25 protein-coding genes, 1 tRNA gene and 1 other RNA gene are annotated in these 18,990 nt (G+C 61.7%); 14 read left to right on the top strand and 13 right to left on the bottom strand.

The window, feature by feature from the left end:
- Nucleotides 1-40 precede the first annotated feature (40 nt).
- The 5 genes from AB8A33_RS13235 to AB8A33_RS13215 all read right to left on the bottom strand — a co-directional run bounded on the left by AB8A33_RS13235 (nt 41) and on the right by AB8A33_RS13215 (nt 5,002).
- Nucleotides 41-835 carry a transporter substrate-binding domain-containing protein gene (locus AB8A33_RS13235; RefSeq protein ID WP_439093195.1) on the bottom strand — a complete coding sequence of 265 codons (795 nt, stop codon included), beginning with the start codon at nt 833-835 and terminating at the stop codon, nt 41-43.
- A 110-nt stretch (nt 836-945) separates the two neighbouring features.
- Entirely contained in the window at nt 946-1,722 is a 777-nt protein-coding gene (locus tag AB8A33_RS13230) for a DUF2147 domain-containing protein (RefSeq protein WP_439093194.1), read from the bottom strand.
- Nucleotides 1,723-1,940: 218 nt separating this feature from the next.
- Complete coding sequence (locus AB8A33_RS13225; protein WP_093758593.1) at nt 1,941-2,426, bottom strand: hypothetical protein; 486 nt, start codon at nt 2,424-2,426, stop codon at nt 1,941-1,943.
- Between the two features lie 91 nt (nt 2,427-2,517).
- Nucleotides 2,518-3,942, bottom strand: a complete 1,425-nt coding sequence (locus AB8A33_RS13220; protein ID WP_439093193.1) for an amidase — start codon at nt 3,940-3,942, stop codon at nt 2,518-2,520.
- Between the two features lie 70 nt (nt 3,943-4,012).
- Nucleotides 4,013-5,002: a hydroxyacid dehydrogenase gene (locus AB8A33_RS13215; protein ID WP_439093192.1), complete on the bottom strand. Its 990-nt coding sequence runs from the start codon at nt 5,000-5,002 to the stop codon at nt 4,013-4,015.
- A gap of 195 nt (nt 5,003-5,197) precedes the next feature.
- Here AB8A33_RS13215 and AB8A33_RS13210 point away from each other — a divergent pair, with 195 nt between their 5' ends.
- From AB8A33_RS13210 to AB8A33_RS13195, 4 genes are all read left to right on the top strand, one after another.
- Nucleotides 5,198-5,890, top strand: coding sequence for a Spy/CpxP family protein refolding chaperone (locus tag AB8A33_RS13210; protein WP_439093191.1), 693 nt, complete (start codon nt 5,198-5,200; stop codon nt 5,888-5,890).
- Between the two features lie 65 nt (nt 5,891-5,955).
- Nucleotides 5,956-6,180: a hypothetical protein gene (locus AB8A33_RS13205; protein ID WP_439093190.1), complete on the top strand. Its 225-nt coding sequence runs from the start codon at nt 5,956-5,958 to the stop codon at nt 6,178-6,180.
- Nucleotides 6,181-6,264: 84 nt separating this feature from the next.
- Complete coding sequence (locus AB8A33_RS13200; protein ID WP_092142860.1) at nt 6,265-6,522, top strand: hypothetical protein; 258 nt, start codon at nt 6,265-6,267, stop codon at nt 6,520-6,522.
- Nucleotides 6,523-6,725: 203 nt separating this feature from the next.
- The gene (locus AB8A33_RS13195) at nt 6,726-7,034 is read left to right on the top strand and encodes a DUF930 domain-containing protein (protein ID WP_439093189.1); all 309 of its coding nucleotides are present in this window, start codon (nt 6,726-6,728) and stop codon (nt 7,032-7,034) included.
- Nucleotides 7,035-7,076: 42 nt separating this feature from the next.
- Here the strand turns inward: AB8A33_RS13195 and AB8A33_RS13190 are convergent, their stop codons facing one another.
- Nucleotides 7,077-7,952 (bottom strand): LysR family transcriptional regulator, encoded by an 876-nt coding sequence (locus AB8A33_RS13190; protein ID WP_439093188.1) that lies wholly within the window; start codon nt 7,950-7,952, stop codon nt 7,077-7,079.
- Between the two features lie 284 nt (nt 7,953-8,236).
- Here AB8A33_RS13190 and AB8A33_RS13185 point away from each other — a divergent pair, with 284 nt between their 5' ends.
- Nucleotides 8,237-8,467: a hypothetical protein gene (locus AB8A33_RS13185; protein ID WP_439093187.1), complete on the top strand. Its 231-nt coding sequence runs from the start codon at nt 8,237-8,239 to the stop codon at nt 8,465-8,467.
- Nucleotides 8,468-8,475: 8 nt separating this feature from the next.
- Here AB8A33_RS13185 and AB8A33_RS13180 read toward each other — a convergent pair whose 3' ends face one another.
- The gene (locus AB8A33_RS13180; RefSeq protein ID WP_089264349.1) at nt 8,476-8,664 is read right to left on the bottom strand and encodes a hypothetical protein; all 189 of its coding nucleotides are present in this window, start codon (nt 8,662-8,664) and stop codon (nt 8,476-8,478) included.
- Between the two features lie 201 nt (nt 8,665-8,865).
- Between AB8A33_RS13180 and AB8A33_RS13175 the strand changes: the two genes are divergently transcribed.
- On the top strand, nt 8,866-9,090 hold the full coding sequence (locus AB8A33_RS13175) for a hypothetical protein (RefSeq protein ID WP_068731744.1): 225 nt from the start codon (nt 8,866-8,868) through the stop codon (nt 9,088-9,090).
- A 71-nt stretch (nt 9,091-9,161) separates the two neighbouring features.
- Here AB8A33_RS13175 and AB8A33_RS13170 read toward each other — a convergent pair whose 3' ends face one another.
- Together AB8A33_RS13170 and AB8A33_RS13165 are read right to left on the bottom strand one after the other, a co-directional pair.
- Nucleotides 9,162-9,965 carry an outer membrane protein gene (locus tag AB8A33_RS13170; RefSeq protein WP_439093186.1) on the bottom strand — a complete coding sequence of 268 codons (804 nt, stop codon included), beginning with the start codon at nt 9,963-9,965 and terminating at the stop codon, nt 9,162-9,164.
- A 167-nt stretch (nt 9,966-10,132) separates the two neighbouring features.
- The gene (locus AB8A33_RS13165) at nt 10,133-10,387 is read right to left on the bottom strand and encodes a hypothetical protein (protein WP_439093185.1); all 255 of its coding nucleotides are present in this window, start codon (nt 10,385-10,387) and stop codon (nt 10,133-10,135) included.
- Between the two features lie 685 nt (nt 10,388-11,072).
- Here AB8A33_RS13165 and AB8A33_RS13160 point away from each other — a divergent pair.
- Nucleotides 11,073-11,663, top strand: coding sequence for a hypothetical protein (locus tag AB8A33_RS13160; protein ID WP_439093184.1), 591 nt, complete (start codon nt 11,073-11,075; stop codon nt 11,661-11,663).
- Nucleotides 11,664-11,946: 283 nt separating this feature from the next.
- Here AB8A33_RS13160 and AB8A33_RS13155 read toward each other — a convergent pair.
- Nucleotides 11,947-12,036, bottom strand: a tRNA-Ser gene (locus AB8A33_RS13155).
- A gap of 168 nt (nt 12,037-12,204) precedes the next feature.
- Here AB8A33_RS13155 and AB8A33_RS13150 point away from each other — a divergent pair.
- Both AB8A33_RS13150 and ssrA read left to right on the top strand, forming a co-directional pair.
- Nucleotides 12,205-12,597 (top strand): hypothetical protein, encoded by a 393-nt coding sequence (locus AB8A33_RS13150; protein WP_439093183.1) that lies wholly within the window; start codon nt 12,205-12,207, stop codon nt 12,595-12,597.
- A gap of 40 nt (nt 12,598-12,637) precedes the next feature.
- Nucleotides 12,638-12,990, top strand: a transfer-messenger RNA (tmRNA) gene (gene ssrA, locus AB8A33_RS13145).
- An 82-nt stretch (nt 12,991-13,072) separates the two neighbouring features.
- Here the strand turns inward: ssrA and AB8A33_RS13140 are convergent.
- Entirely contained in the window at nt 13,073-13,312 is a 240-nt protein-coding gene (locus tag AB8A33_RS13140; protein ID WP_439093182.1) for a hypothetical protein, read from the bottom strand.
- Between the two features lie 382 nt (nt 13,313-13,694).
- Complete coding sequence (locus AB8A33_RS13135; RefSeq protein ID WP_439093181.1) at nt 13,695-13,949, bottom strand: hypothetical protein; 255 nt, start codon at nt 13,947-13,949, stop codon at nt 13,695-13,697.
- 206 nt (nt 13,950-14,155) lie between these two features.
- Between AB8A33_RS13135 and AB8A33_RS13130 the strand changes: the two genes are divergently transcribed.
- Nucleotides 14,156-14,308 carry a hypothetical protein gene (locus AB8A33_RS13130; RefSeq protein WP_439093180.1) on the top strand — a complete coding sequence of 51 codons (153 nt, stop codon included), beginning with the start codon at nt 14,156-14,158 and terminating at the stop codon, nt 14,306-14,308.
- 75 nt (nt 14,309-14,383) lie between these two features.
- Here AB8A33_RS13130 and AB8A33_RS13125 read toward each other — a convergent pair whose 3' ends face one another.
- Entirely contained in the window at nt 14,384-14,548 is a 165-nt protein-coding gene (locus AB8A33_RS13125) for a Flp family type IVb pilin (protein WP_439093179.1), read from the bottom strand.
- A 340-nt stretch (nt 14,549-14,888) separates the two neighbouring features.
- Here AB8A33_RS13125 and AB8A33_RS13120 point away from each other — a divergent pair, with 340 nt between their 5' ends.
- From AB8A33_RS13120 to AB8A33_RS13105, 4 genes are all read left to right on the top strand, one after another.
- Complete coding sequence (locus tag AB8A33_RS13120; protein ID WP_439095929.1) at nt 14,889-15,824, top strand: septal ring lytic transglycosylase RlpA family protein; 936 nt, start codon at nt 14,889-14,891, stop codon at nt 15,822-15,824.
- A 122-nt stretch (nt 15,825-15,946) separates the two neighbouring features.
- A complete protein-coding gene (locus tag AB8A33_RS13115) occupies nt 15,947-17,206 on the top strand; it encodes a D-alanyl-D-alanine carboxypeptidase family protein (protein ID WP_439093178.1) in 1,260 nt (419 codons plus the stop codon).
- Nucleotide 17,207: 1 nt separating this feature from the next.
- Nucleotides 17,208-17,894 carry a dTMP kinase gene (tmk, locus tag AB8A33_RS13110; RefSeq protein WP_439058372.1) on the top strand — a complete coding sequence of 229 codons (687 nt, stop codon included), beginning with the start codon at nt 17,208-17,210 and terminating at the stop codon, nt 17,892-17,894.
- A complete protein-coding gene (locus AB8A33_RS13105) occupies nt 17,891-18,937 on the top strand; it encodes a DNA polymerase III subunit delta' (RefSeq protein ID WP_439093177.1) in 1,047 nt (348 codons plus the stop codon). Before tmk ends, AB8A33_RS13105 begins: the two co-directional genes overlap by 4 nt.
- The last annotated feature ends 53 nt before the right edge of the window (nt 18,938-18,990 follow it).

The following is an 18,990-nucleotide window of genomic DNA, read 5'->3' as shown; positions in this document are numbered from 1 at the left end:
GTGCGCCGGCTTGGTTGTCCGGCGCGCCGATTGTCTCCGGTCACTCGAACCAGCGGTTGACGGTCGCGCGGAAACTGCCGTCTTCCTGCATGATGTGCAGCCACTGATCGACGAAGGCCTTCAGCGCCACATCGCGCTGGAGCCAATAAGCCTTCTCGGCGAAGTCGAACGGCGTGTCGGGATGCACCGCGCAGAGCACGCCGTGATGGAGCTTCTGTTGATAGCGGGTCTCAGACGCATCGGTCATCATCAGATCAGCACGGCCCTGTGCGATCTCGTCGAAGATGCGGGTGTTGTCATTGAACACGGTGATCTCGGCCGACTTGATATGCGCCCGCGCAAAGCGCTCGTTGGTGCCGCCCGGATTCACGATCACCTTGACGCCGGGACGATCGATCTCGGCGAGTGTCCCAAATTTCCCGGTATCGGTGCAGCGCGCGATGGGCGTCTTGCCCTCGCGCATGATGGGTATCGAAAACACACCCTTCTTCTGCCGGTCGAGGGTGATCGACACGCCGCCCATCACCATGTCGAACTGGTCTGCCGCAAAGTCCGCTGACAGTTTTGGCCAGCTTGTCTTCACATAGTCGACCTTGACGCCGAGTGCTTTTCCGAGCGCTTCCGCCATCTCGACGTCGAAGCCCTTGAACGATGTCGTGACAGGATCGAAGGCGCTGAACGGCATGTAGTCGCCGGTCAATCCGACACGCAGCGTCCCGCGGGCAATAATATCGTCGAGGCGGGAGGGTGAGGACGCAGGGGCCGGCGTCTGTGCCTGCAACGGCGCCGCAAGCAGCAGACAGGCTGCCAGCCAGGCGGCGGTGATCCGGATCATGACGTTTCCCCCGTTTGTATCGTGGAGCGCACCGTTCCGAAGCGCGCCGCATTACGATCAGCTTACAGGGGATGTTGGGCCTTTCAATCGATGAGCAGCGTCTGCTGGGATCAGTTCACCCGCGTCCAGGTCTGGCCGCCGCAGAACATGCCGCCGAAGGCACAGCCCTGAACACGCAGCGTGTCGCTGCCCTTCAGAGCGATGGTCGATTCGTAGGTGCTGCCGCTGTTCGGATCGAAGATCTTTCCCGCCCATTTGTTGTTGCCGGGCTTCATGTTGATCAGCACCTTCTCCCCATTGGCGTCGGTCTTGGCATTCATCGAATAGCCGCACAGATTGGCGCCGCATTGTTCGATGCGAACCTTGCCTTCCTTCTTCTCGGTCATCCAGATGCCGAGCGGCGTTGCCGCGGCGGCAGGCGTCGCCGGTGCGGGCGCATCCTGCTTGTTGACGGGATCTGTGGGCGGTGCGTTGGCGATGACCGTAGAGGGCGCAGATTTCTCGGCAGGCGCCGGAGCCGGGGCAGGCTGCGGGGCAACCGCGACGGATGGCGTGACAGGTGTCGCCGGAGCTGCTGCCTCCTTTGGGGCGACAGCGGGCTTCTGCGTTTCTACAGGCTTCTGTGTCTCCACAGGCTTGGCCGTTTGTTCGGATCGCGGAGTGTTAGGGGCCTGCTCGCGCGTCTCGCGGTCACGCTCGCGCTTGCTGCGCTTCGTGCCATATTCGTAGACGCCGGGAATGGAAACCGAGATGCAGTCCGTCGAGTTGCAGTCGCTTGGCGCTTCGATGGTAATGGTACGGCCACCGATGTCGAAGGAATAGCTGTCGCCGGCCTGAGCGGCGGTGCTGGTCAGCAGGATGGCGGTGAGGGCGAAGAGCGGCTTCATGTGTCCTCCAAAGCGGTTCAAATCCTGACCCTGAACCGAGCCGCGGATGCGACCGAACACTGTGATCCGCGTCACTCAGGGGGAATTGCAATTGCTTTGGTGTGTGGCGCCGACTGAAGAAGTGGTTCAATCATGCGCCGGATATGTGCCGTTTCAGGCAGCCTGACAGGCCCCAACGCCGCCGTTGGATGGCGGCGTCGCCTGAAACATGGCTTTCCTCAGTAGTCGCTGTAACGCGAGGCGCTGCTGCCCACGGTCATCTGGCTCTTCAGCGTCTCGAAACGATCGCGAGCGGCGCGCTCGCGCCCATCAATGAAATCGATGATTTCGTCACGCGGCATCGGGCCTGATGAAATCGGCCGCGAACTGCCGATGGTTTCATCGACGAAATACTGGCCGTCGTCGTCGCGGCGTGCGGTCCAGCGAAAGCGGATGGCATCGAGCGGACCCGGACCGAGACGAGAGTAGCCATCGACCTCGAGGGCCTCTGGAACCGTGGAGGGCGACTCGTGTTCGACGAGCGGCGCTTCGGGCTCGGCGGCGACCATGACAGATACAGTCTCGGTGACCACGGTTTCAGTGACGACGGTGATCGAAGCGGGCTCGGTGTCGCCGTGTTCGGCCACTTGCGATTCCGCTTCCTTGCGGTCGAGAATGCTCGCAATGGCCGCGAGGGCGTGATCGGTCGGATCGTTCTGGGTCATAAAAATGCGCCTCCCCGCAATTACGCAACGTCCACATAGGACCGATATCTAATCGGCTGTGGTTTCATTTTGGTAATCGCTGTGGCTGTTTTTAGGCAGAGATCGGCGGATGCCTGTCTTTCCAGGGCCGGATCTGCTCGAGTTGCCCGGCCAGACGGAACAGCATGGCCTCGTCGCCGAAATGCGCCGTGAACATAATACCGATGGGCAGGCCTTTGCTGCTCCAGGCCAGGGGCACCGACATGGACGGCTGACCGGTCATGTTGGCCATGCTGGTGCCTGGCATGTAGCGGCGCAGCAAAGGCGCGACATGGCCGAGATCGTCCGACATCGTATCGATCTCGCCGATCCTGATCGGCGGTGTGCACAACGTCGGCGACAGGAAGATATCGCAGCCGGTAAAGAATTCGGTGACGCTGCGGGAGATCTGAAATGCGCTCTGCAGTGCTGTCACGTAGTCGACTGCGCTTGCCTTGCGGGCATTGTGCGCGCTGCCGAGTGTGAGTTTTTCGAAATCATCCGAGGTCATCGGGCGGCCGAACTTCTTCTCCGCGAGCTGCACGGTAGCCGCCGTATTGGCCGACACGATCGCTGCAATCACTTGCGCAGGGTCGAGCGGCAAAACCGGCGCGCATTCTTCGACATGATGACCTTGTGCTTCGAGCAACCTGGCGACATCGCGGACGGCTGCGGCGATTTCGGGATCGATCGCATCGCCGTAAGGCGACTTGTCGGTGAAGAAGATGCGCAGCCTGCCGGGATCGCGGCTGACTTCATCGAGGAAGGGACGTTCCGGCGCCGGCGCCATATAGGGACTGGTCAATTCGGGTCCGTGAACGGCATCGAGCATCGCGGCGCTGTCGCGCACGCTGATGCTCACGACATGGCCGCAGGAAAAGCCGCCCCAGCCTTCGGCCTTGTCAGGACCCGTCGGATTGCGAGCGCGGGTCGGCTTCAGACCGAACACGCCGCAGGCCGAGGCTGGAATACGGATCGAACCGCCGCCATCGCTGGCATGGGCGACCGGCAGGATGCGCGCAGCCACGGCAGCGGCCGCGCCCCCGGACGAGCCGCCCGATGCATGATCGGTATTCCACGGATTGCGCGTCGGTCCGTGCAGCCGGCATTCGGTCGTCGGCATCAGCCCGAATTCGGGGCTCGCGCTCTTGCCGAACATCGTCAGGCCGGCCTTGAGGAAGCGCTGGGCGAGGGTGCCGGTGTGATCGGCGACGAAGTCCTTGTAGAGACTGGCCCCGAAGGTCGTGCGCGTGCCCCCGAGGAGTTCGAGATCCTTCAGCAGGAATGGCACGCCGGTGAACGGCCCGTCGGGCAACCCCTCGTTGATCTGCCGCTGCGCATAGTCCTCATGGCGCACCACGACAGCGTTGATCCGGGGATTGACGCGCTCGGTGCGCGCCACGGCCTCATCGAGCAATTCGCGCGGGCTGATCTGTTTGCTGCGTACCAGACCAGCAAGGTCGAGCGCGTCGTGATCGCCGTATTCCTTGAATGCCATCGCGGGGTACTCTGGTGAGGACTGCGGCAGTGCTAGCGCGGATCAATCATCCGCGCCAGCAATTGCCGGTTCAGCCAAATACGTCCGCGTTGACGGCATTCTGCTTGATCGGCTCGCCGTCGAGCACACTCAGCATGTTGCGCGCGGTCTGCGCGCCCATGCGATCGAGTGCTTCGCGAGTCACGCCGGCGACATGCGGCGCGATGATCACGTTCGGCAGTTCGAACAGCGCGTGACCGAGCGGCGGCGGTTCGGCTTCGAACACGTCGAGGCCGGCGCCAGCGAGCTTGCCCGAGACCAGCGCATCATGCAGCGCGGTCTCGACGATGATGCCGCCACGCGCGGTGTTGATGAGATAGGCCGACGGCTTCATGCGCGCGATGCGCGCGGCGTTGAACAGGCCGGTCGTCTCCGGAGTCTTTGGGCAATGGAGGCTGACAAAGTCGGCACGGGGCAAGGCGGCGTCGAGATCGCTGACAGGCTCGCAGCCGGCAGCCTTGATTGTATCGGCTGAGACATAGGGGTCATAGACCAGCACGTTCATTTCCATCGCCTGGCAGCGCTTGGCCGTGCGGGTGCCGATACGGCCGAAGCCGACCACCAGCACGGTCTTGCCGAACAGGTCGAATGGCAGCGCTCCAAAGCGCGACGCCCATTTTCCTTCCTTGACCATGGCATGCAGTTCGACCGCGCGCTTGGCAAGCGTCAGCATCATGAACAGCGCCTGTTCGGCGACAGAGGGCGAGTTGGCAGTGCCGGCGATCATCAGCGGCACCCTGCGCTTGGACAGCGCCGGTACATCGACCGCGTCGTAGCCGACGCCGATACGCGCCACGACTTTCATGTCCTTGCAGGCCTCGAGTTCGGGTTCGCCGAACCGCGTGGCGCCGAGGGCGGTGCCATGCACCGGCGCGTGTTGCTCGATCAGCTTGATGTAGTCGGCAGCGGAAATCAGATTGCTGAACTTGACCACTTCGATGTCATCGCGTGCATTGAACAGGTCCATTCCCTGGGTCGACATCGACTCGGTGATCAGAAGTTTCTTCTTGTTGGTCGCCATTTCCACCCCTTGAAGCATTCTATGTTGTTGCGCACCCGCCAGTGGCCACGCGGGCGTTATCTAACAGGCTTGGCTCGATGAGGTCTACCATTGGCGGAGACGCGGCGTGTGGACTTGGCCGTGTTGAAGCCACTATGGTTGCTGATGATCGCAAGTGATTTGCTGCGCCGCGAAATTGCGCTGAGGGAGACGGTGATGACCAGAATGAATTTGCGCAAGCGCACGCATCAACCGCTGCGCCGTGCGCTGTGCGTTGCCGCCGTTCTGCTGCTCGGAAATTCGGCAGCGGTCCACGCGCAGGGGCTGGTGCAGGGCGTGCAGCAGGGTGCAAGAAGCGGCAATCGTGCGGCTGGGCCGATCGGTGGCGTTCTCGGCGGGGCGATCGGCGGAGTCGTGGGCGTTGTCGGCGGTGTCCTGGGTGTGCCTTCGAACAGCAATGTTCGCGGTCCCGTGGGCGGGCAGTCGAGTGCCAAACAAACCAAGGCGGCCAAGAAGGGCAAGAAGGGCGCTCAACCCGCGGCGGAGCCGGAACTGACCGCCGAGCAGATCGTCGCGAGTAGCGACGCCAACACTAGCCGTATCAAGACGTCGCTCAATCTGACGCCGGAGCAGGAAAAGAACTGGGCCGGTTTCAGCAATGCCATGCATACGCTCGGCAATAACGGCGCGGAGCGTCTGAAGCTGCGTATCGCCCGCGCCCAGCGCGATCCGCCGGATGACATCATCGAGCAGATGCGCAACGAGGCTCAGTTCCTCAACGACCGGGCCGTCGATCAGCGCGCCGTTGCCGATGCCGCGGAGCCGCTGTTCGCCACGCTGGATGACAAGCAGAAGGCACTGTTCATTCAGGAGATGGTCGGCCTCAGCCGCGAGCGCGGTCTCGACTAAGTGTCGCAGAGAGGAACCTCTTGGCCACAGGGACGTTTTTCCTTCACCAGATGAAGGAGACGATCATGGCTGAGAAATTCGATCCCGCGCCCCACGACAAATATGCCGTTGGCGTGAAGGAAGCAGCACGCGCCGATCGCACGACGTCTGAAGAACTCAAGACCGGCCTGAAAGATACTTTTCCGGCTTCAGATCCCGTCAGCGCGACCCAGCCTGACCGATCGAAACACGACAGCGACGATGGCAGGTCATCGCTGTGGAACAAGATCACGGGGGTTTTCAGATCATGATGGTGTCGCAGCAGGTAACCTTCGGTTAACTACGTGCGCTGCACAATCGCTTCAGGCTTTGATAGGCGATGATGGAGACTGGCGTTGGCAACCGTGTTCTCTGACAATGATCTTGAAGCAACCGATATCCCTGCCGCTTCGCGGCGGGGCGATATCTTCACCATCCACGCGACGCGCAATGACCAGAGCATGGTGACGCATCGGATCATTCCGGACGTGGCCGTTGCGCAAGCCCGGACGCTGAATGATGCGGGTTGGCGGGTGAGTATCTCAGGTCTTGGCGGCCGCCGGTTCTCGCCCTCGGAATTTCATCAACTGCTGACATTCAAACGGATCGGCTGACGATCCCGAATTTGGAACCCCGCCGGTAACACGAGCGGGGTTTTTTGCACGTGCGAACATGGTAGGTTCGCGCCACAAAATCCTCGCAAGTCAAATAAGGTAATTGGCCTAAGGCAATGAGAAAACTAGTGTTCGCAGTTGCTGCCCTTATCGGCATCGCTGCCCAATCTTCCGTACATGCAGCGTCGTCCCGGACCGATCAGATGCTCAAACTGTCGCCGGAAACCCGTCTGGAGCAGCGTTGCGATGCGCGTGCGATGGGCTCCGTGGGCCGCGAGCATAAGGGATACAAGCCGGACGAGTTCGTTGCCTACGCGTTTGCCGATCCGGTCATTCGAGGCAACGAGATCAAAGCGCCGGGCGGTGCCGTCCGCAGTGGGGGCAAATGGTACAGACTGTCCTATGTCTGCGAGACCACTCCTGACGGGCTCGACGTCAAATCCTTTGCCTATCAGCTCGGCACTGAGGTGCCGCGTAGCGAATGGGACGAACACTATCTCGTGCCACGCTGACTGCCGATCGGGACTGTGGCCGGGCTCACGATCATGGCTGAACTACAGGTTCACCATGGCCGGCGATTTGAAAAAGTGTGACGAGATTTCGTTGAGCAATTCCGTGCTCTGCATTGTTTCCAAGTTCGAGCGCGCGCACAGCAACGCTTTGACGGGCGGCAGGTGTGGCAGGTAATATTCCTGCGCCCAGACAAGTGTAGGCGGAATCATTCGCTTCGGGATAGCGGTGATGCCGATGCCGCTTTCCACAGCCGCCAACTTGGCGTGATAGTCGGGGCTGTTGAATACGATCTTGTAGGACAGGCCGTGGCGCGTCAGGGTCCGGATCATCAGATTGTCGCCTGGCCAGGTCAGAATCGGGATGGGCGCGCCCGAACTGAGGACGAAGTCCTTTGCGCGCACCCACACGAACTCCTCATCGGCCTCGTTGACGATCAGGTGCGATATCTCGCTGCTCATTTCCGGATTTTCGAGAATGTAGGCGATATCGATATAGCCGTCGATCAGGCCTTTGGTGATGCCCACCGAGTTGTCAGTGTGAATGACCAGGTCGGTTAGGCTTTGGGCGGTCTGACGACTGAAGAAATCCTGCACGAACAGGGTGCTCAATCCAAACCGGATCGGCTGCGGAAGATGCGCCACGCCGCCAATCCGCAGCATCTGGTCGTTGGCTTCCAGAATTCGTCTCGCCTGATGCAACACCAGCTTGCCAAGCTGGGTAGCCGTCGTCCCATTCACTGATCTGGTGAAAAGGATGCCTCCCACCATGGCCTGAATGCGCTTGATTTGGGAGCTGACGGCAGGCTGGCTCAGGCCCAGGCGTTCGGCTGCCTTGGTCAGGCTACCGGTCTCCGAGATTGCCACCACGGTCCGGACGATCTCGATAGGAATATTTAATGGCTGATATCGCTTGTGCATCGCGACACGTCCGAGTCGTAGAAGGGGCGAGTCATCGAAATTTACAGTTGTATACCGGCGGACTGCAATCAAAGACTTGGATTAGTTCCAAATTGCGCGAAAAGACGTATATGGGCTTGGGAAAATCTGGATAATACAGTTGGAACAAGGTAGCCCGTTACGGCGGCGATTCCTTAGGGGCGTAGAGCGTCTTTCAAGCAATTAAAGGTTGTCTGTTTCGGCGCTCGGTGCGCGTGAAAACGCGGCATTCCGGGCAAGCTGTCATCAGTTTTCGGAGACTGCAGATGCCCGGCACCCGCAGAGTTCATTTGAACGATAACATTCGCACCGAACATCTGAAATGTTCGTGCTGCAGGACCCAAGTCTATTTGATCAAGATCGAGTCGGACGACGAGGGCGGTGAAATTCGCACCTTTGGCTGTCCACATTGTGCCATGTCGAAATCGCTGCGCCTGGCGCCGCGCCGGCAACACCTCAAGCCCGCTGAACTCGTTGCGGACCAGGTCGTCTGCTGATCGAACGACTAGAGTCGGTCGACGCGCAAAAAGAACGCCCAGATGATGGACAGGACGGCGGCGATGACAAGCCATGACGGGTTCATGCAGAATATGTCGCCGTAGCGGCACACCTGCATCGCCCATCCGCTGTTGTTGATACTCGCTGCGTAAAACACACCGGCAGCGACCGTCAGAATGCTCGCGATCATGAACATGGGACGCTCCAATAATATTGGCGCCACACTGTTCTGCATTCTTGAAGCAGCCGTGAATCCGATCGACGAAAGTCGGGGTCTTTCTCGCATTAGATGCAGAGAGCGCCAGCCCAATACCGTCGCGGATTCGTTTGAGGCTTTGTTAACCGCGAGTCGCCGAGAGTTCCCGATGGGGACATTGCGACGTTGGGGAGGCCCGATTTGGCCAAATACGAAACGACGAAATACGCGCAGATGCGCCGCTGCCGGATGGCGCATCTTCATGGCGAGTTGATCGACGAGCGATTCAGCGACGATGCCGACAGCGTTTTCGTCAACGGCTATGTTCACGCCGTTCGTCCGGATCTGACCTGCTGGCCACTGCGCTGGACGATCACCGTGGAGCCGTATCCAGTCGAAAGCCGCGTTTTGGCGATGACCGGCTGATCGGCGCACGCACCTCCAAACAAAAAGCCCTCGCTAGCGAGGGCTTTTTGTTTGGATGTGTTCTACAGCGATCAGTAGCGCGCGACCGACGGGCCGCCGAAATGATAGTTAAGCCCGCCGCGTACCGTGTTGGTCTTCAGGTCGATATCGTGGGCAATGATACCGGTTGCAGCGCCTGGTCCCGTGAAGGTCGGAGCCGAGACCGATTGCTTGCCGAAATCGGTATGGAGATATTCGACCTTCGCCGACCAGTTTTTGGTGAACGCGTGTTCGATACCGGCGCCGATGGTCCAGCCTGCCACGGTCTTTGACAGTGACGCGGTTTCGTTCTGGCCAGTCGTGTCGGTTAGCGAGGAGGCGAAATTCAACTCGGTGAGCGCGAGGCCGCCGGTCGCGTAGAAAAGCGTACGATCGACGGTGTAGCCAACGCGCGGGCGCAGCGTGACTAGCCAATCACTCGTGACGGAATTTGTGGTGGTGAACGAACCGCCGGTCGGGAACGGCGCGGTGAAACCGCGCGACTGCTTCAGACCGAAATAGTTCGCGTCGGCCTCGACGCCAAACAACCAGCGGTCCACCTGATGATTGTAGCCGATCTGACCGCCGCCGGTGAAGCCATCGGGATTGAGCCGCGGTGAGGCAGCCGCAATCGCCTGCTGGTTTGCGATCGGCGCGGTGCCATTGACGAAAGCGTTGGAGACGTTGCTCTGGCCCCAGGAACCGCCGGCGTTCCCACCGACATACCAGCCGCCCCAGCTATAGCCTGCTTCGGTCGTCGCGGGCGTCTTGGTCCACACGCGCGACTGCAGATCGGCAGCAGCGGCATTCACCGCGCCCGACGCTGCGATGATCGCGGCCAGCCAAAGGGTTCGCATCCAGGACCTTCCATCGCTCTGAAGATATTGAGCGAATTCGTCACAAGCTTTAGCTGGAAACGCTGACCTTGGCTGTCACCGGGGGGCAACAGAAGCAGAACAATACCTGAGTAAGGTAGCAAAAAGCCCGGCCGTTGGGCGGCCGGGCATTCCGTGATTTGGTGCGATTAGAAGGCGCAGACGTTGACCGTCCTGACGCGCGGCCCACGGCGGGTTTCCACGACGCGACGCTGCAGGCAGCCATCGGTCAGGCCGCCAACATAGAAGGTGGGCCCGCCATAGAAGGCGTGGTGACCGTAGCCACCCCATCCACCGTGCCAGCCACCGACATGCCAGCCGTGGGCCGACGCAGCGCTGGGGGCGAGGGCGGCCGCACCGAGCGAGGCTGCAGCGATCAGTCCGAGGGTTACTTTGCGAAACATAGATCTTCTCCATTGGGTGGGCGCGCGAGCGCTTTGCTGTGTCCCTGCCCATCAGTCGCTGCCCTGCCGGGACGCGTTCAAAGCGGTTCTGGAGAATCGTGTTTCAGTCTTGTTTCGTCGGAGACAGCTTTCATCGAAGCCGGGTCTCTCGATCAGAGCAGTGGCTGCAGGCGCACCAACTCGCTGAGTTGCGAGATGGCTGAGCGGCGGTGTCGCGAAATCGTCGCGCGCTTAGAAGCGGGCGCGGTAACCGTCATAGGCGTGAGCGGCCAGAATGCCGGCGCTGAGAAATCCGAAGAGTGCAGTGACGGTCTCAATCATCATGGTGGTCCTTTTCCCCCGCGAACTACAGAGGGCACGGGGGGCCGCACAGTCAAAGAGATTCGCGGTCGGCTTTTCATTCGGAGCTGTAGTGATGCGTCGTTGCAACATTTTACGCAGTTGAGCGGAGCGATCGCGGCGCAACGGCGATGACAATGCGGCGCCGGCGAGGCGGCGCCAGCCCGGCGCAGGGTTAACGGCCGCTGAAGGCGTATCAACGCGGGCATGATGAGGGGACATGGGGGATGACCAAGTCGCAGCAGTTCACCTCTGTGGCTTTTTTGCTTACATAGGCTTCAAGGAATCGCGCCGGTTGTCTCGCTCCCCGAGCCGCAGGATCGGACGTCGCAAGTGAGGATCTCCCGTGGCCGATACGTTCAATAACGAGATCAATGTCGGGCCGCCCCCTGTGCCGCTGCGCAAGCGCAGGTCGTTCGGCCCGTTCGGAATTGTCGCCGTGCTGTTGATCCTCGCTGGCGGCGGTGGATATCTCTGGCTGAACTACCACGACGCACTGACCGACATGGCACAGGCCGTGACAGGAAGCACTGGCCCCAGAGATAGCGCCCCGGTGTTGGCGAGCGCGGCGGAGGGCAGCGTCAGCGCGACTGATTTCGCAGCGTTCCAGCAGCAGACCGGAGTTTCGATCCAGGCTGCCACCGAACTGCTGACGGCGCAGCAGACGGAGTTGAAGCGCCTGTCCGATCAGATCCAGGGCCTGACGACCCAAGTGGTCGGACTGACCGCCAAGATCGATACGTTGCAGGGCAGGGGCGTTCTCGCTCCGCCGGCTCCCGCCGCTGCGGCGCTAGCGCCCATGGCGGCAGCTCCGGCTGCGCCAGTGGCTGCGCGCCCAGCGCCCACGGCGCCGCGCAAGCGACCTGCCGATCGTCCCGCCGGTGCCATCTCAGTCGGCGGCGCTCCGCTCCCGGCGGCGGCACAGCCGCCGCGATGATCTCTCAAGCGGCCTAACGCGTCCGGGGCTGTCGTGTTTTTCTGGGCGGCCTGTGGCGGCTGAGATCGGGCGGGCCGCCGACGATCTTGGTCTTCACGAATTCGCATTTCGGGCAGGCGAAGGTGCATCTGTCGCCGCCGGCTTTATCCGGCTCGCTAGCCAGCAATGTCATCCGCGCCCGGCACATCGCGCAGCGCGGCGGTTTGAGAGCGCCGAGTGTTTCAACGGGGGTCGTCGGCTCGGATTGATCGATCATGTCGTCCGACAGAAGATGATGCGGCGGTGGCGGAAGGGGTGGGATTCGAACCCACGGTACCCTTGCAGGCACGGCGGTTTTCAAGACCGCTGCCTTAAACCACTCGGCCACCCTTCCGTCGTGGGACAGCGCTTAGCAAAGCGGCCTGCCGAGGGAAAGAGAGGATTCCGCCGGGGCGGCGGTTATGGCACTGAAATCATCGATGCGGGTGTTTTTCCTGGGCTGGTCGGTGCCGGGCGCCGGGCGTGCTAACAAGGCCTGACGATTCTGAGGACGGAGACCATCATGGCAAACCCGACACCGCGCGCCGACGCCTTGCGTGCGATGCGTGAGGCCAAATTCGAGGCCGCACAGCGGCTAATCAGGGAAGCGGGCAAAGCCGCCGCACCTACGGAGAGCAAGTCTGCGCCTGCGGCGAACAAGGTGGCCGCAGCTCCGAAGCCTGCCAAGAAACAGGTTGCAGAAACCCAGGTGATTGAGGCGCAGGCCGCCGAAGCCCAGGCGATGGAAGCCCCGTCCGCAGACATGCCCGCTTCCGAAGCCAAGCCTGCAAAGGCCAGGGTGGCTAAAGCACAGCCCACCAAGGAAAAGACGGCGACGGAGAAGCCGGCCAAGGACAGCGCCAGGACAACCGCAAAAAAGACTATCGCCAAAAAGAGTTCCGCCAAAAAAGCCTAGCCGCCAGCGGCATTCCGCCCGGAAAGCAAGGCGGGGACCGAGCCTAGATTTCGCCGGCAATCGCGCCTATATCTGGTTCGTCGCAAGACGATGGCGCTGAACCTTACGATGGACTGCGGGCAGACCCGGGGGCAGTACCCGGCGCCTCCACCTCAGCAGCTCGAGGCCTTACTCAAGTGAGGTCGATTTCGCCGGACGGTGAAATGCATGGGCTGCTCAGGCGGGGGCGAAACAGGATCGATGGCCGCGAAGAAGTCGTGAATTGTGCTCGGCATGATACCGCCGTTATCGGGTCAAAACCTAAATGCAAACGATAACGTTCGCATGAACGAAGTGCGCCTCGCGGCGTAACCGTTCGGGGTAGGTCCACCTTGCAACAGAACGGCCATGGCCGCGTCAACCTTCGGGTTGGCGCGGCTTTTAATTTGCGGAGTGCTTCCAGTTTGCGGTGTCGGAGAATGGCGCTTCCGTGCGCTCAGTGCCTGGTCTTGCCGGCCTGCAGGAACGGCTGCCGCGCATTTTCGTGTTTCTGATAGAGTTCGAGCCAGCGCCGGTCTTCGGCATGGGCCCATTGTTCGAGCGAGATCCCAGGCGGGCGGCTGTGACCGATGGTGCCGTCGAGGCGGGTGAATTCCGCAGTCTCTTCCACGGTCAGCCCGATCAGCACCCGGATGCCCTGGTCATTCAACTCATAGCTGTCGTCATCGTCGATCATGCCGGCAATTGAGCAAGGCTGCAGGTGCGGTCAATGCAATTACCGGTTTAACCTAACCAATCAACCTTACCGGCAGCATGTGCGCCTGATAGTCGGTAGGTATCCATCGTCGCGATGCGGATGGTGCCCCGCTTGGCTGCCAGCTCACTCCGCGTCACCACGAAGCGCCGCACGCCGAGGCTATGCTTGCCGTGGGCGCGCAAATTGTCGCCGAAGCCACGACGTAATTTTAACAGATTGCACGCTCACATTCAGTGTCGTTCGGTCGATGCAATGGAGCAGGCAATGGCACGCAATTTCGGCGTTCCCCGACAGTTCCGCCCGCGGGCGCAGGCGCCCGTTTGGCCGCTATGGGTGATGGCTTTCGCGGTCGTCACCGTGATCAATGCAGCGACATTCCTTCCGCACTAGCGGGAGCGGGTGGCTGATCACCCGGCGCTGCATTCGGCAGGCGCCACGACGCGAGCACATAGAGCTTCATGCTGTTGTGGAAGCGCGATGTGACGACGGTGAAGATGGCTTCGGGATGTTCGGCCCAGATCGCGATCTGGTAGAGCGTCACGATCAGGTGGCCATCGCGAAACCTGTACTCTCCCGCACCGGTGATCCCGCCGCAGTCCGTCCTTGAAACGTCCATCTCCATCCCCAAAATCCCGCCGCAAGAGTCCCGCCAGGAATCGCGTCAGCGCGTTCTGCTATCAGATCAAGATCGTGCGCGATCGTTCAACTAACAAATAGTTGAAACGGACGGGGCGCGAGTTGCGGAAATTAATCTCCGTTAGCGGCGCCCCGCAAATTCAAAACAAACCGCAGCGGGGATCTTAAAAATCATCATGTATTGCTGTGCCCAACGAGAATGCCGGGGGCGTTGCGGTGATCGAGACCTTGTTGTTGCTGAGTGTTGTTGCCGGTGTCGGCGGCCTGCTGGTGCAGGTCTATCGCTGGCGTCAGGACGTGCTGTACGGCCCGTATATCCGCCGCGAGTGGTACGATTGATCGTGCAAGACGTAACGTGAGGGAGAACTCCGCGCGCCGTGGCGGCGCGGGGAGTGATGATGGATCGTCAGGTCGTCACTTCAGCGATGCGTTGATCGACGTGAACTTGCTGTTCAGCTTGGTGCCCATGCCGTTGACGACGGCAATGATGGCGAGGGCAATGCCGGCAGCGATCAGTCCATATTCGATGGCTGTGGCGCCGGATTCGTCTGCGATAAATCGCTTGATGAGGTTTTTCATAGTGAACGGACGCTATAGGCCCCGTCTGAATCCTGAGTAAATACGTATGTGCCGATCCCGCAAAAAATAGCTTTTCCCGGAAGTAGTTAGACACAGTTACGGTGTCATTTCACCGGACGGCGCAAAGCCTCACGCGCGGTGTGTGCAGCGCGAGATGATCACCCGTTGTACGGGCCAAAATACGACATCCTCTGTTTACCATACCGGGGCTCTCCCCATTTCCGCCGCGATCCGGCTGCGATATATTCACCACTTGATGCGGAAGTGGGCCGCATCGGGAATTTTGACCGTGGGGATGCCCGGAGATGGGCAGGCGGTCGCTGGAATGGTATTGGGGCGTATGGGGATTCGTGGGTCAAACCGACTCGGCCAGGCTGTTCAGGCAGCAGCGGCCATCAGCGCCTGCCTGGCGCTGGCCAATTGTTCGTCCTCCACCACCAGCTTCAGCCGCCTCGATCCGAAATATGGCGTATCGAGCAGTCCTCGGGTCGTCGGGATGGGTGAGCCGGTTCCCAAGGGCGGCGGCACCTACCGTATCGGCAAGCCCTACACCGTCGCCGGCAAGCTCTATGTGCCGGAAGAAAACATCAATTACCGCGCTGAAGGCATCGCCTCCTGGTACGGCGACGCGTTTCATGGCCGTCTGACAGCCAATGGCGAAGTGTTCGACATGGCCTCGCTCACTGCGGCCCATCCGACGCTGCCGATCCCGAGCTATGCCCGTGTGACCAATGTCTATAACGGCAAGTCGCTGATCGTTCGCGTCAACGATCGCGGCCCGTATCACGGCAACCGCCTGATCGACGTCTCGAACAAGGCCGCCGAACTGCTCGAATTCAAGGGCAACGGCACCGCCAAGGTCCGCGTCGAATATGTCGGCCGCGCGCCGCTGGAAGGGTCGGACGATCGCCAGCTCGTAGCCACGCTGCGTACCGGTGAACCCGCACCGTCGCCATCGCTGGTGCGTGTCGCCTCGGCGCGCTCCTTCGTGCCCGACATGCAGGGTGGTCGTGTTGTCTCGCGCGATGTTCCTCTGCCGGAGGGCCGCCCGTATTCGCTCGGCAATACCTCGGCCGATATGGCCTCGATCCGTTCGACGTCGGAAATGTCGGCGTCCAGCCGCATGCGCACGGCATCGGCGCCGCGGATGAGCGAGAACCATCGCGCGGTGTCCTATGAGAGCAACGCCGCTTATGCGGCACCTGCCGAGCCTGATGACGGCACGGTCGATGCGCGCGGCGCCCAGGCGATCCTGTCCGGCCGCGGTCTCTACTAAGCCGGTTCGTCGTTTGCGACCGACACCAGACGGGCGCAGCATGGCGCCCTGATCTGCGTTGCACCTTGCCGCGTTGTTTGCCTCCGTTGATCCTGTTAAGACCAGAGCACTCAGGACAGCACATGGCATCTGGCTCCATCCCCTTGAAACGACCGCAATTCGCCGCGCGGAGCTGGCGGACGCTTCTGGCTGCCCTGGTGACGTTTGGCGTCGCCCTCGGCCCAACCGCGCAGGCCGCGAACCAGAGCGTGCAGGGCGCCAAGAAGGTCGTCGAAGACGGCGGCTACGACACCGATGCGCCGACCGCGATCCTGATCGAGGCTGGCTCCGGCAGCGTGCTGTTCGAGAAAAATGCCGACGAGCTTCGCGCGCCCTCGAGCATGATGAAGCTGATGACCGTCGAACTGGTGTTTGACGCGCTGACCCGCGGCGACATCAAGCTCACGGACGAATACCGCGTCAGCGAGAATTCCTGGCGCAAGGGCGGTGCGCCGGCAGGCGCATCGACCATGTTCGCCGCCATCAACAGCCGCGTGCCGGTCGCTGATCTCCTGCGCGGCGCCATCATCCAGAGCGGCAACGATAGCTGCATGATCCTGGCCGAGGGCATTGCAGGCGGCGAGGCGGCCTTTGCCGAGAAGATGACAGCGCGTGCACGTGTGCTCGGCATGCCGAAATCCACCTTCGCCAATTCCAACGGCCTGCCGGACCCCGGCAACAAGATGACGGTGCGTGAGCTCGGCGTTCTCGCCCGACACATCGTTCGCACCTATCCTGACTTCTACAAGCTGTTCGGCGAGCGCGAATTCACATGGAACAAGATCCGCCAGCAGAACCGCAATCCGCTGCTGGCGACGCTGGACGGCGCTGACGGTTTCAAGACCGGCTACACCAAGGACGGTGGCTACGGCATGGTCGGCTCCGCCATTCGCGACGGCATGCGGCTGATCGTGGTGATCAACGGTCTGGACGATCCGGACGATCGTGCGACTGAAGCGAAGAAGCTGCTGGAGTGGGGTTTCAAGAATTTCGAGGCCCGCACGCTGTTCGCGGCCGACCAGATCGTCGGCTTCGCCAAGGTGTTCGGCGGCGAGAGCCGCTCGGTCGCGCTCTCTGCAAAAGAACCGGTCAAGGTGATGGTGCAGAAGAACGGCAGCGACAAGCTGATCGCCCGCGTCGTCTATAAAGGCCCGGTGCGTGCGCCCGTCGAGCCCGGTCAGCCAGTCGGCGTGATCAAGGTCTGGCGCGGCGCCAATATCGCTGTCGAGACCCCGCTCTATACGGCGGCTGCCGTCGGCACCGGATCGACCATGCGGCGCGCCGTGGACGGCGCCGGCGAGCTGGTGATCGGACTGTTTCGCGCTGGCGCCGAGAAGCTCTGACATGACGGACACGCCCACGACACCGCCGCCGCGCGGTCGCTTCGTCAGTTTCGAGGGCGGCGAGGGCGCCGGAAAATCGACCCAGATCAAGATTCTGGCCGACCGGTTGGAGGCCGAAGGCAAGCGCGTCATCGTCACCCGCGAGCCCGGCGGTTCGCCCGGCGCCGAGATCATCCGTCATGTGGTGCTGTCGGGCATGGGCAAGCTGCTCGGCCCCGAAGCCGAGACGCTGCTGTTTGCCGCGGCGCGCGACGACCATGTTCATGCGGTGATTGCGCCGGCGCTGGAGCAGGGCATCTGGGTGCTGTGCGACCGTTTCTCGGATTCGACGCGGGCCTATCAGGGCCGGCTTGGGCATGTCTCGCCGGAACTGCTCAATGCGATGGAGCGCGTCACCATCGGACGGCTCAAGCCCGATCTCACCGTCATTCTCGATATCCCGGTGTCGATCGGCATGCGACGCGCAGCAGCGCGGCGTGGCAATGATGTGCCCGACAGATTCGAGGCCGAGGGCATCGCCTTTCATCAGGGGCTGCGTGACGCGTTCCGCCAGATCGCAGCCGATGAACCCCAACGCTGCGTACTCATCGACGCCAATGCAGATCCAAAGATCGTATCGAACAATATCTGGGGCGTGTTGCGCCGACGCCTTTTGACGCCGTCGAACCACGAGGTCACTTCGGCATGAGTGCTAAGTCATCCGAGCAAACGATCTCGGTTCCGCATCCGCGCGAGACGATCGCGCTGTTCGGTCATCAGGATGCCGAGGCCACGCTGCTCAATGCCTATCGCGGCGGCCGCATTCCGCATGCCTGGCTGATCGGCGGCCCGCAGGGGATCGGCAAGGCGACTTTGGCCTATCGCATGGCGCGTTTCGTACTGGCGCATCGCGATCCCACATCACCGCAAGTACAATCCGCAACATCGCTCGGTCTCGATCCGACGCATCCGATCGTGCGCCAGGTCGCCGCCGAATCCCATGGCGGTTTGTTGACACTGGAACGCTCGCTCAACGACAAGGGCGTGATGCGCACGGTCATCACCGTCGATGAGACCCGGCAGACCGTGTCGTTCTTCGGCTCGACCGCCGCTGTCGACGGCTGGCGCGTCTGCATCGTCGACACCGTCGATGAGCTGAACGCCAATGCTGCCAACGCGCTGCTGAAAGTGCTTGAAGAGCCGCCGCTGCGCTCGCTGTTCCTGTTGATCACACATGCGCAGGCGCGCGTGCTGCCGACCATCCAGTCGCGCTGTCGCAAGCTGCCACTGCGTGCGCTGTCGACGACGGATGTAACCCGCGCCACCGCGCAGGCCGCCGAACTGGAGGCCAGCGATCCCTTGCTCAAAGAGGTCGCTGAAGCCTCCGAAGGCAGCGTGTCGCGCGCTCTGAATTTGCTCGGCGGCGGCGCGCTGAAACTGCACCAGCGCACCGCCTCGCTCCTGAACACGCTGCCGCATGTCGATCCGCGCGAGTTGCATGCGCTGGGCGATGCGCTGGGGACCAGTGACCGTGTCGCGCTCGGCGCTTTTGTCGACAGTGTCGACCGCTGGATCGGCGAGCGCATGCGGGCCGATGACGCCAATGCCAACGCCAATCTGCCCCGCCTTGCGCGGCTGGCGGAGGTATGGGAAAAGATCAATCGAGCCGCGCGCGAGACCGAATCCTACAATCTCGAGCGAAAACCGCTGGTTTTCTCGGTGTTTGGACTGCTCGCGGAAGCAACGCGCTGATCGCTGCGAGACTGGTTTCAGCCGATCCGCGCTTCACCAAGATCGTCTTATTC

The organism is Tardiphaga sp. 813_E8_N1_3, assembly GCF_051811025.1.
GTDB lineage: Bacteria > Pseudomonadota > Alphaproteobacteria > Rhizobiales > Xanthobacteraceae > Tardiphaga.
This window is presented reverse-complemented; position numbering and strand designations above follow the sequence as displayed.

Coding starts and splice junctions, on each gene's coding strand:
- AB8A33_RS13215 (WP_439093192.1), bottom strand. CDS start 5,002: ATGGCGACCAACAAGAAGAAACTTCTGATCACCGAGTCGATGTCGACC.
- AB8A33_RS13230 (WP_439093194.1), bottom strand. CDS start 1,722: ATGAAGCCGCTCTTCGCCCTCACCGCCATCCTGCTGACCAGCACCGCC.
- AB8A33_RS13125 (WP_439093179.1), bottom strand. CDS start 14,548: ATGAAAAACCTCATCAAGCGATTTATCGCAGACGAATCCGGCGCCACA.
- AB8A33_RS13170 (WP_439093186.1), bottom strand. CDS start 9,965: ATGCGAACCCTTTGGCTGGCCGCGATCATCGCAGCGTCGGGCGCGGTG.
- AB8A33_RS13210 (WP_439093191.1), top strand. CDS start 5,198: ATGACCAGAATGAATTTGCGCAAGCGCACGCATCAACCGCTGCGCCGT.
- AB8A33_RS13190 (WP_439093188.1), bottom strand. CDS start 7,952: ATGCACAAGCGATATCAGCCATTAAATATTCCTATCGAGATCGTCCGG.
- AB8A33_RS13235 (WP_439093195.1), bottom strand. CDS start 835: ATGATCCGGATCACCGCCGCCTGGCTGGCAGCCTGTCTGCTGCTTGCG.
- AB8A33_RS13115 (WP_439093178.1), top strand. CDS start 15,947: ATGGCATCTGGCTCCATCCCCTTGAAACGACCGCAATTCGCCGCGCGG.
- AB8A33_RS13120 (WP_439095929.1), top strand. CDS start 14,889: ATGGGGATTCGTGGGTCAAACCGACTCGGCCAGGCTGTTCAGGCAGCA.
- AB8A33_RS13150 (WP_439093183.1), top strand. CDS start 12,205: ATGGCAAACCCGACACCGCGCGCCGACGCCTTGCGTGCGATGCGTGAG.
- AB8A33_RS13140 (WP_439093182.1), bottom strand. CDS start 13,312: ATGATCGACGATGACGACAGCTATGAGTTGAATGACCAGGGCATCCGG.
- AB8A33_RS13220 (WP_439093193.1), bottom strand. CDS start 3,942: ATGGCATTCAAGGAATACGGCGATCACGACGCGCTCGACCTTGCTGGT.
- AB8A33_RS13225 (WP_093758593.1), bottom strand. CDS start 2,426: ATGACCCAGAACGATCCGACCGATCACGCCCTCGCGGCCATTGCGAGC.
- AB8A33_RS13205 (WP_439093190.1), top strand. CDS start 5,956: ATGGCTGAGAAATTCGATCCCGCGCCCCACGACAAATATGCCGTTGGC.
- AB8A33_RS13180 (WP_089264349.1), bottom strand. CDS start 8,664: ATGTTCATGATCGCGAGCATTCTGACGGTCGCTGCCGGTGTGTTTTAC.
- AB8A33_RS13105 (WP_439093177.1), top strand. CDS start 17,891: ATGAGTGCTAAGTCATCCGAGCAAACGATCTCGGTTCCGCATCCGCGC.
- AB8A33_RS13185 (WP_439093187.1), top strand. CDS start 8,237: ATGCCCGGCACCCGCAGAGTTCATTTGAACGATAACATTCGCACCGAA.
- AB8A33_RS13135 (WP_439093181.1), bottom strand. CDS start 13,949: ATGGACGTTTCAAGGACGGACTGCGGCGGGATCACCGGTGCGGGAGAG.
- AB8A33_RS13195 (WP_439093189.1), top strand. CDS start 6,726: ATGCTCAAACTGTCGCCGGAAACCCGTCTGGAGCAGCGTTGCGATGCG.
- tmk (WP_439058372.1), top strand. CDS start 17,208: ATGACGGACACGCCCACGACACCGCCGCCGCGCGGTCGCTTCGTCAGT.
- AB8A33_RS13165 (WP_439093185.1), bottom strand. CDS start 10,387: ATGTTTCGCAAAGTAACCCTCGGACTGATCGCTGCAGCCTCGCTCGGT.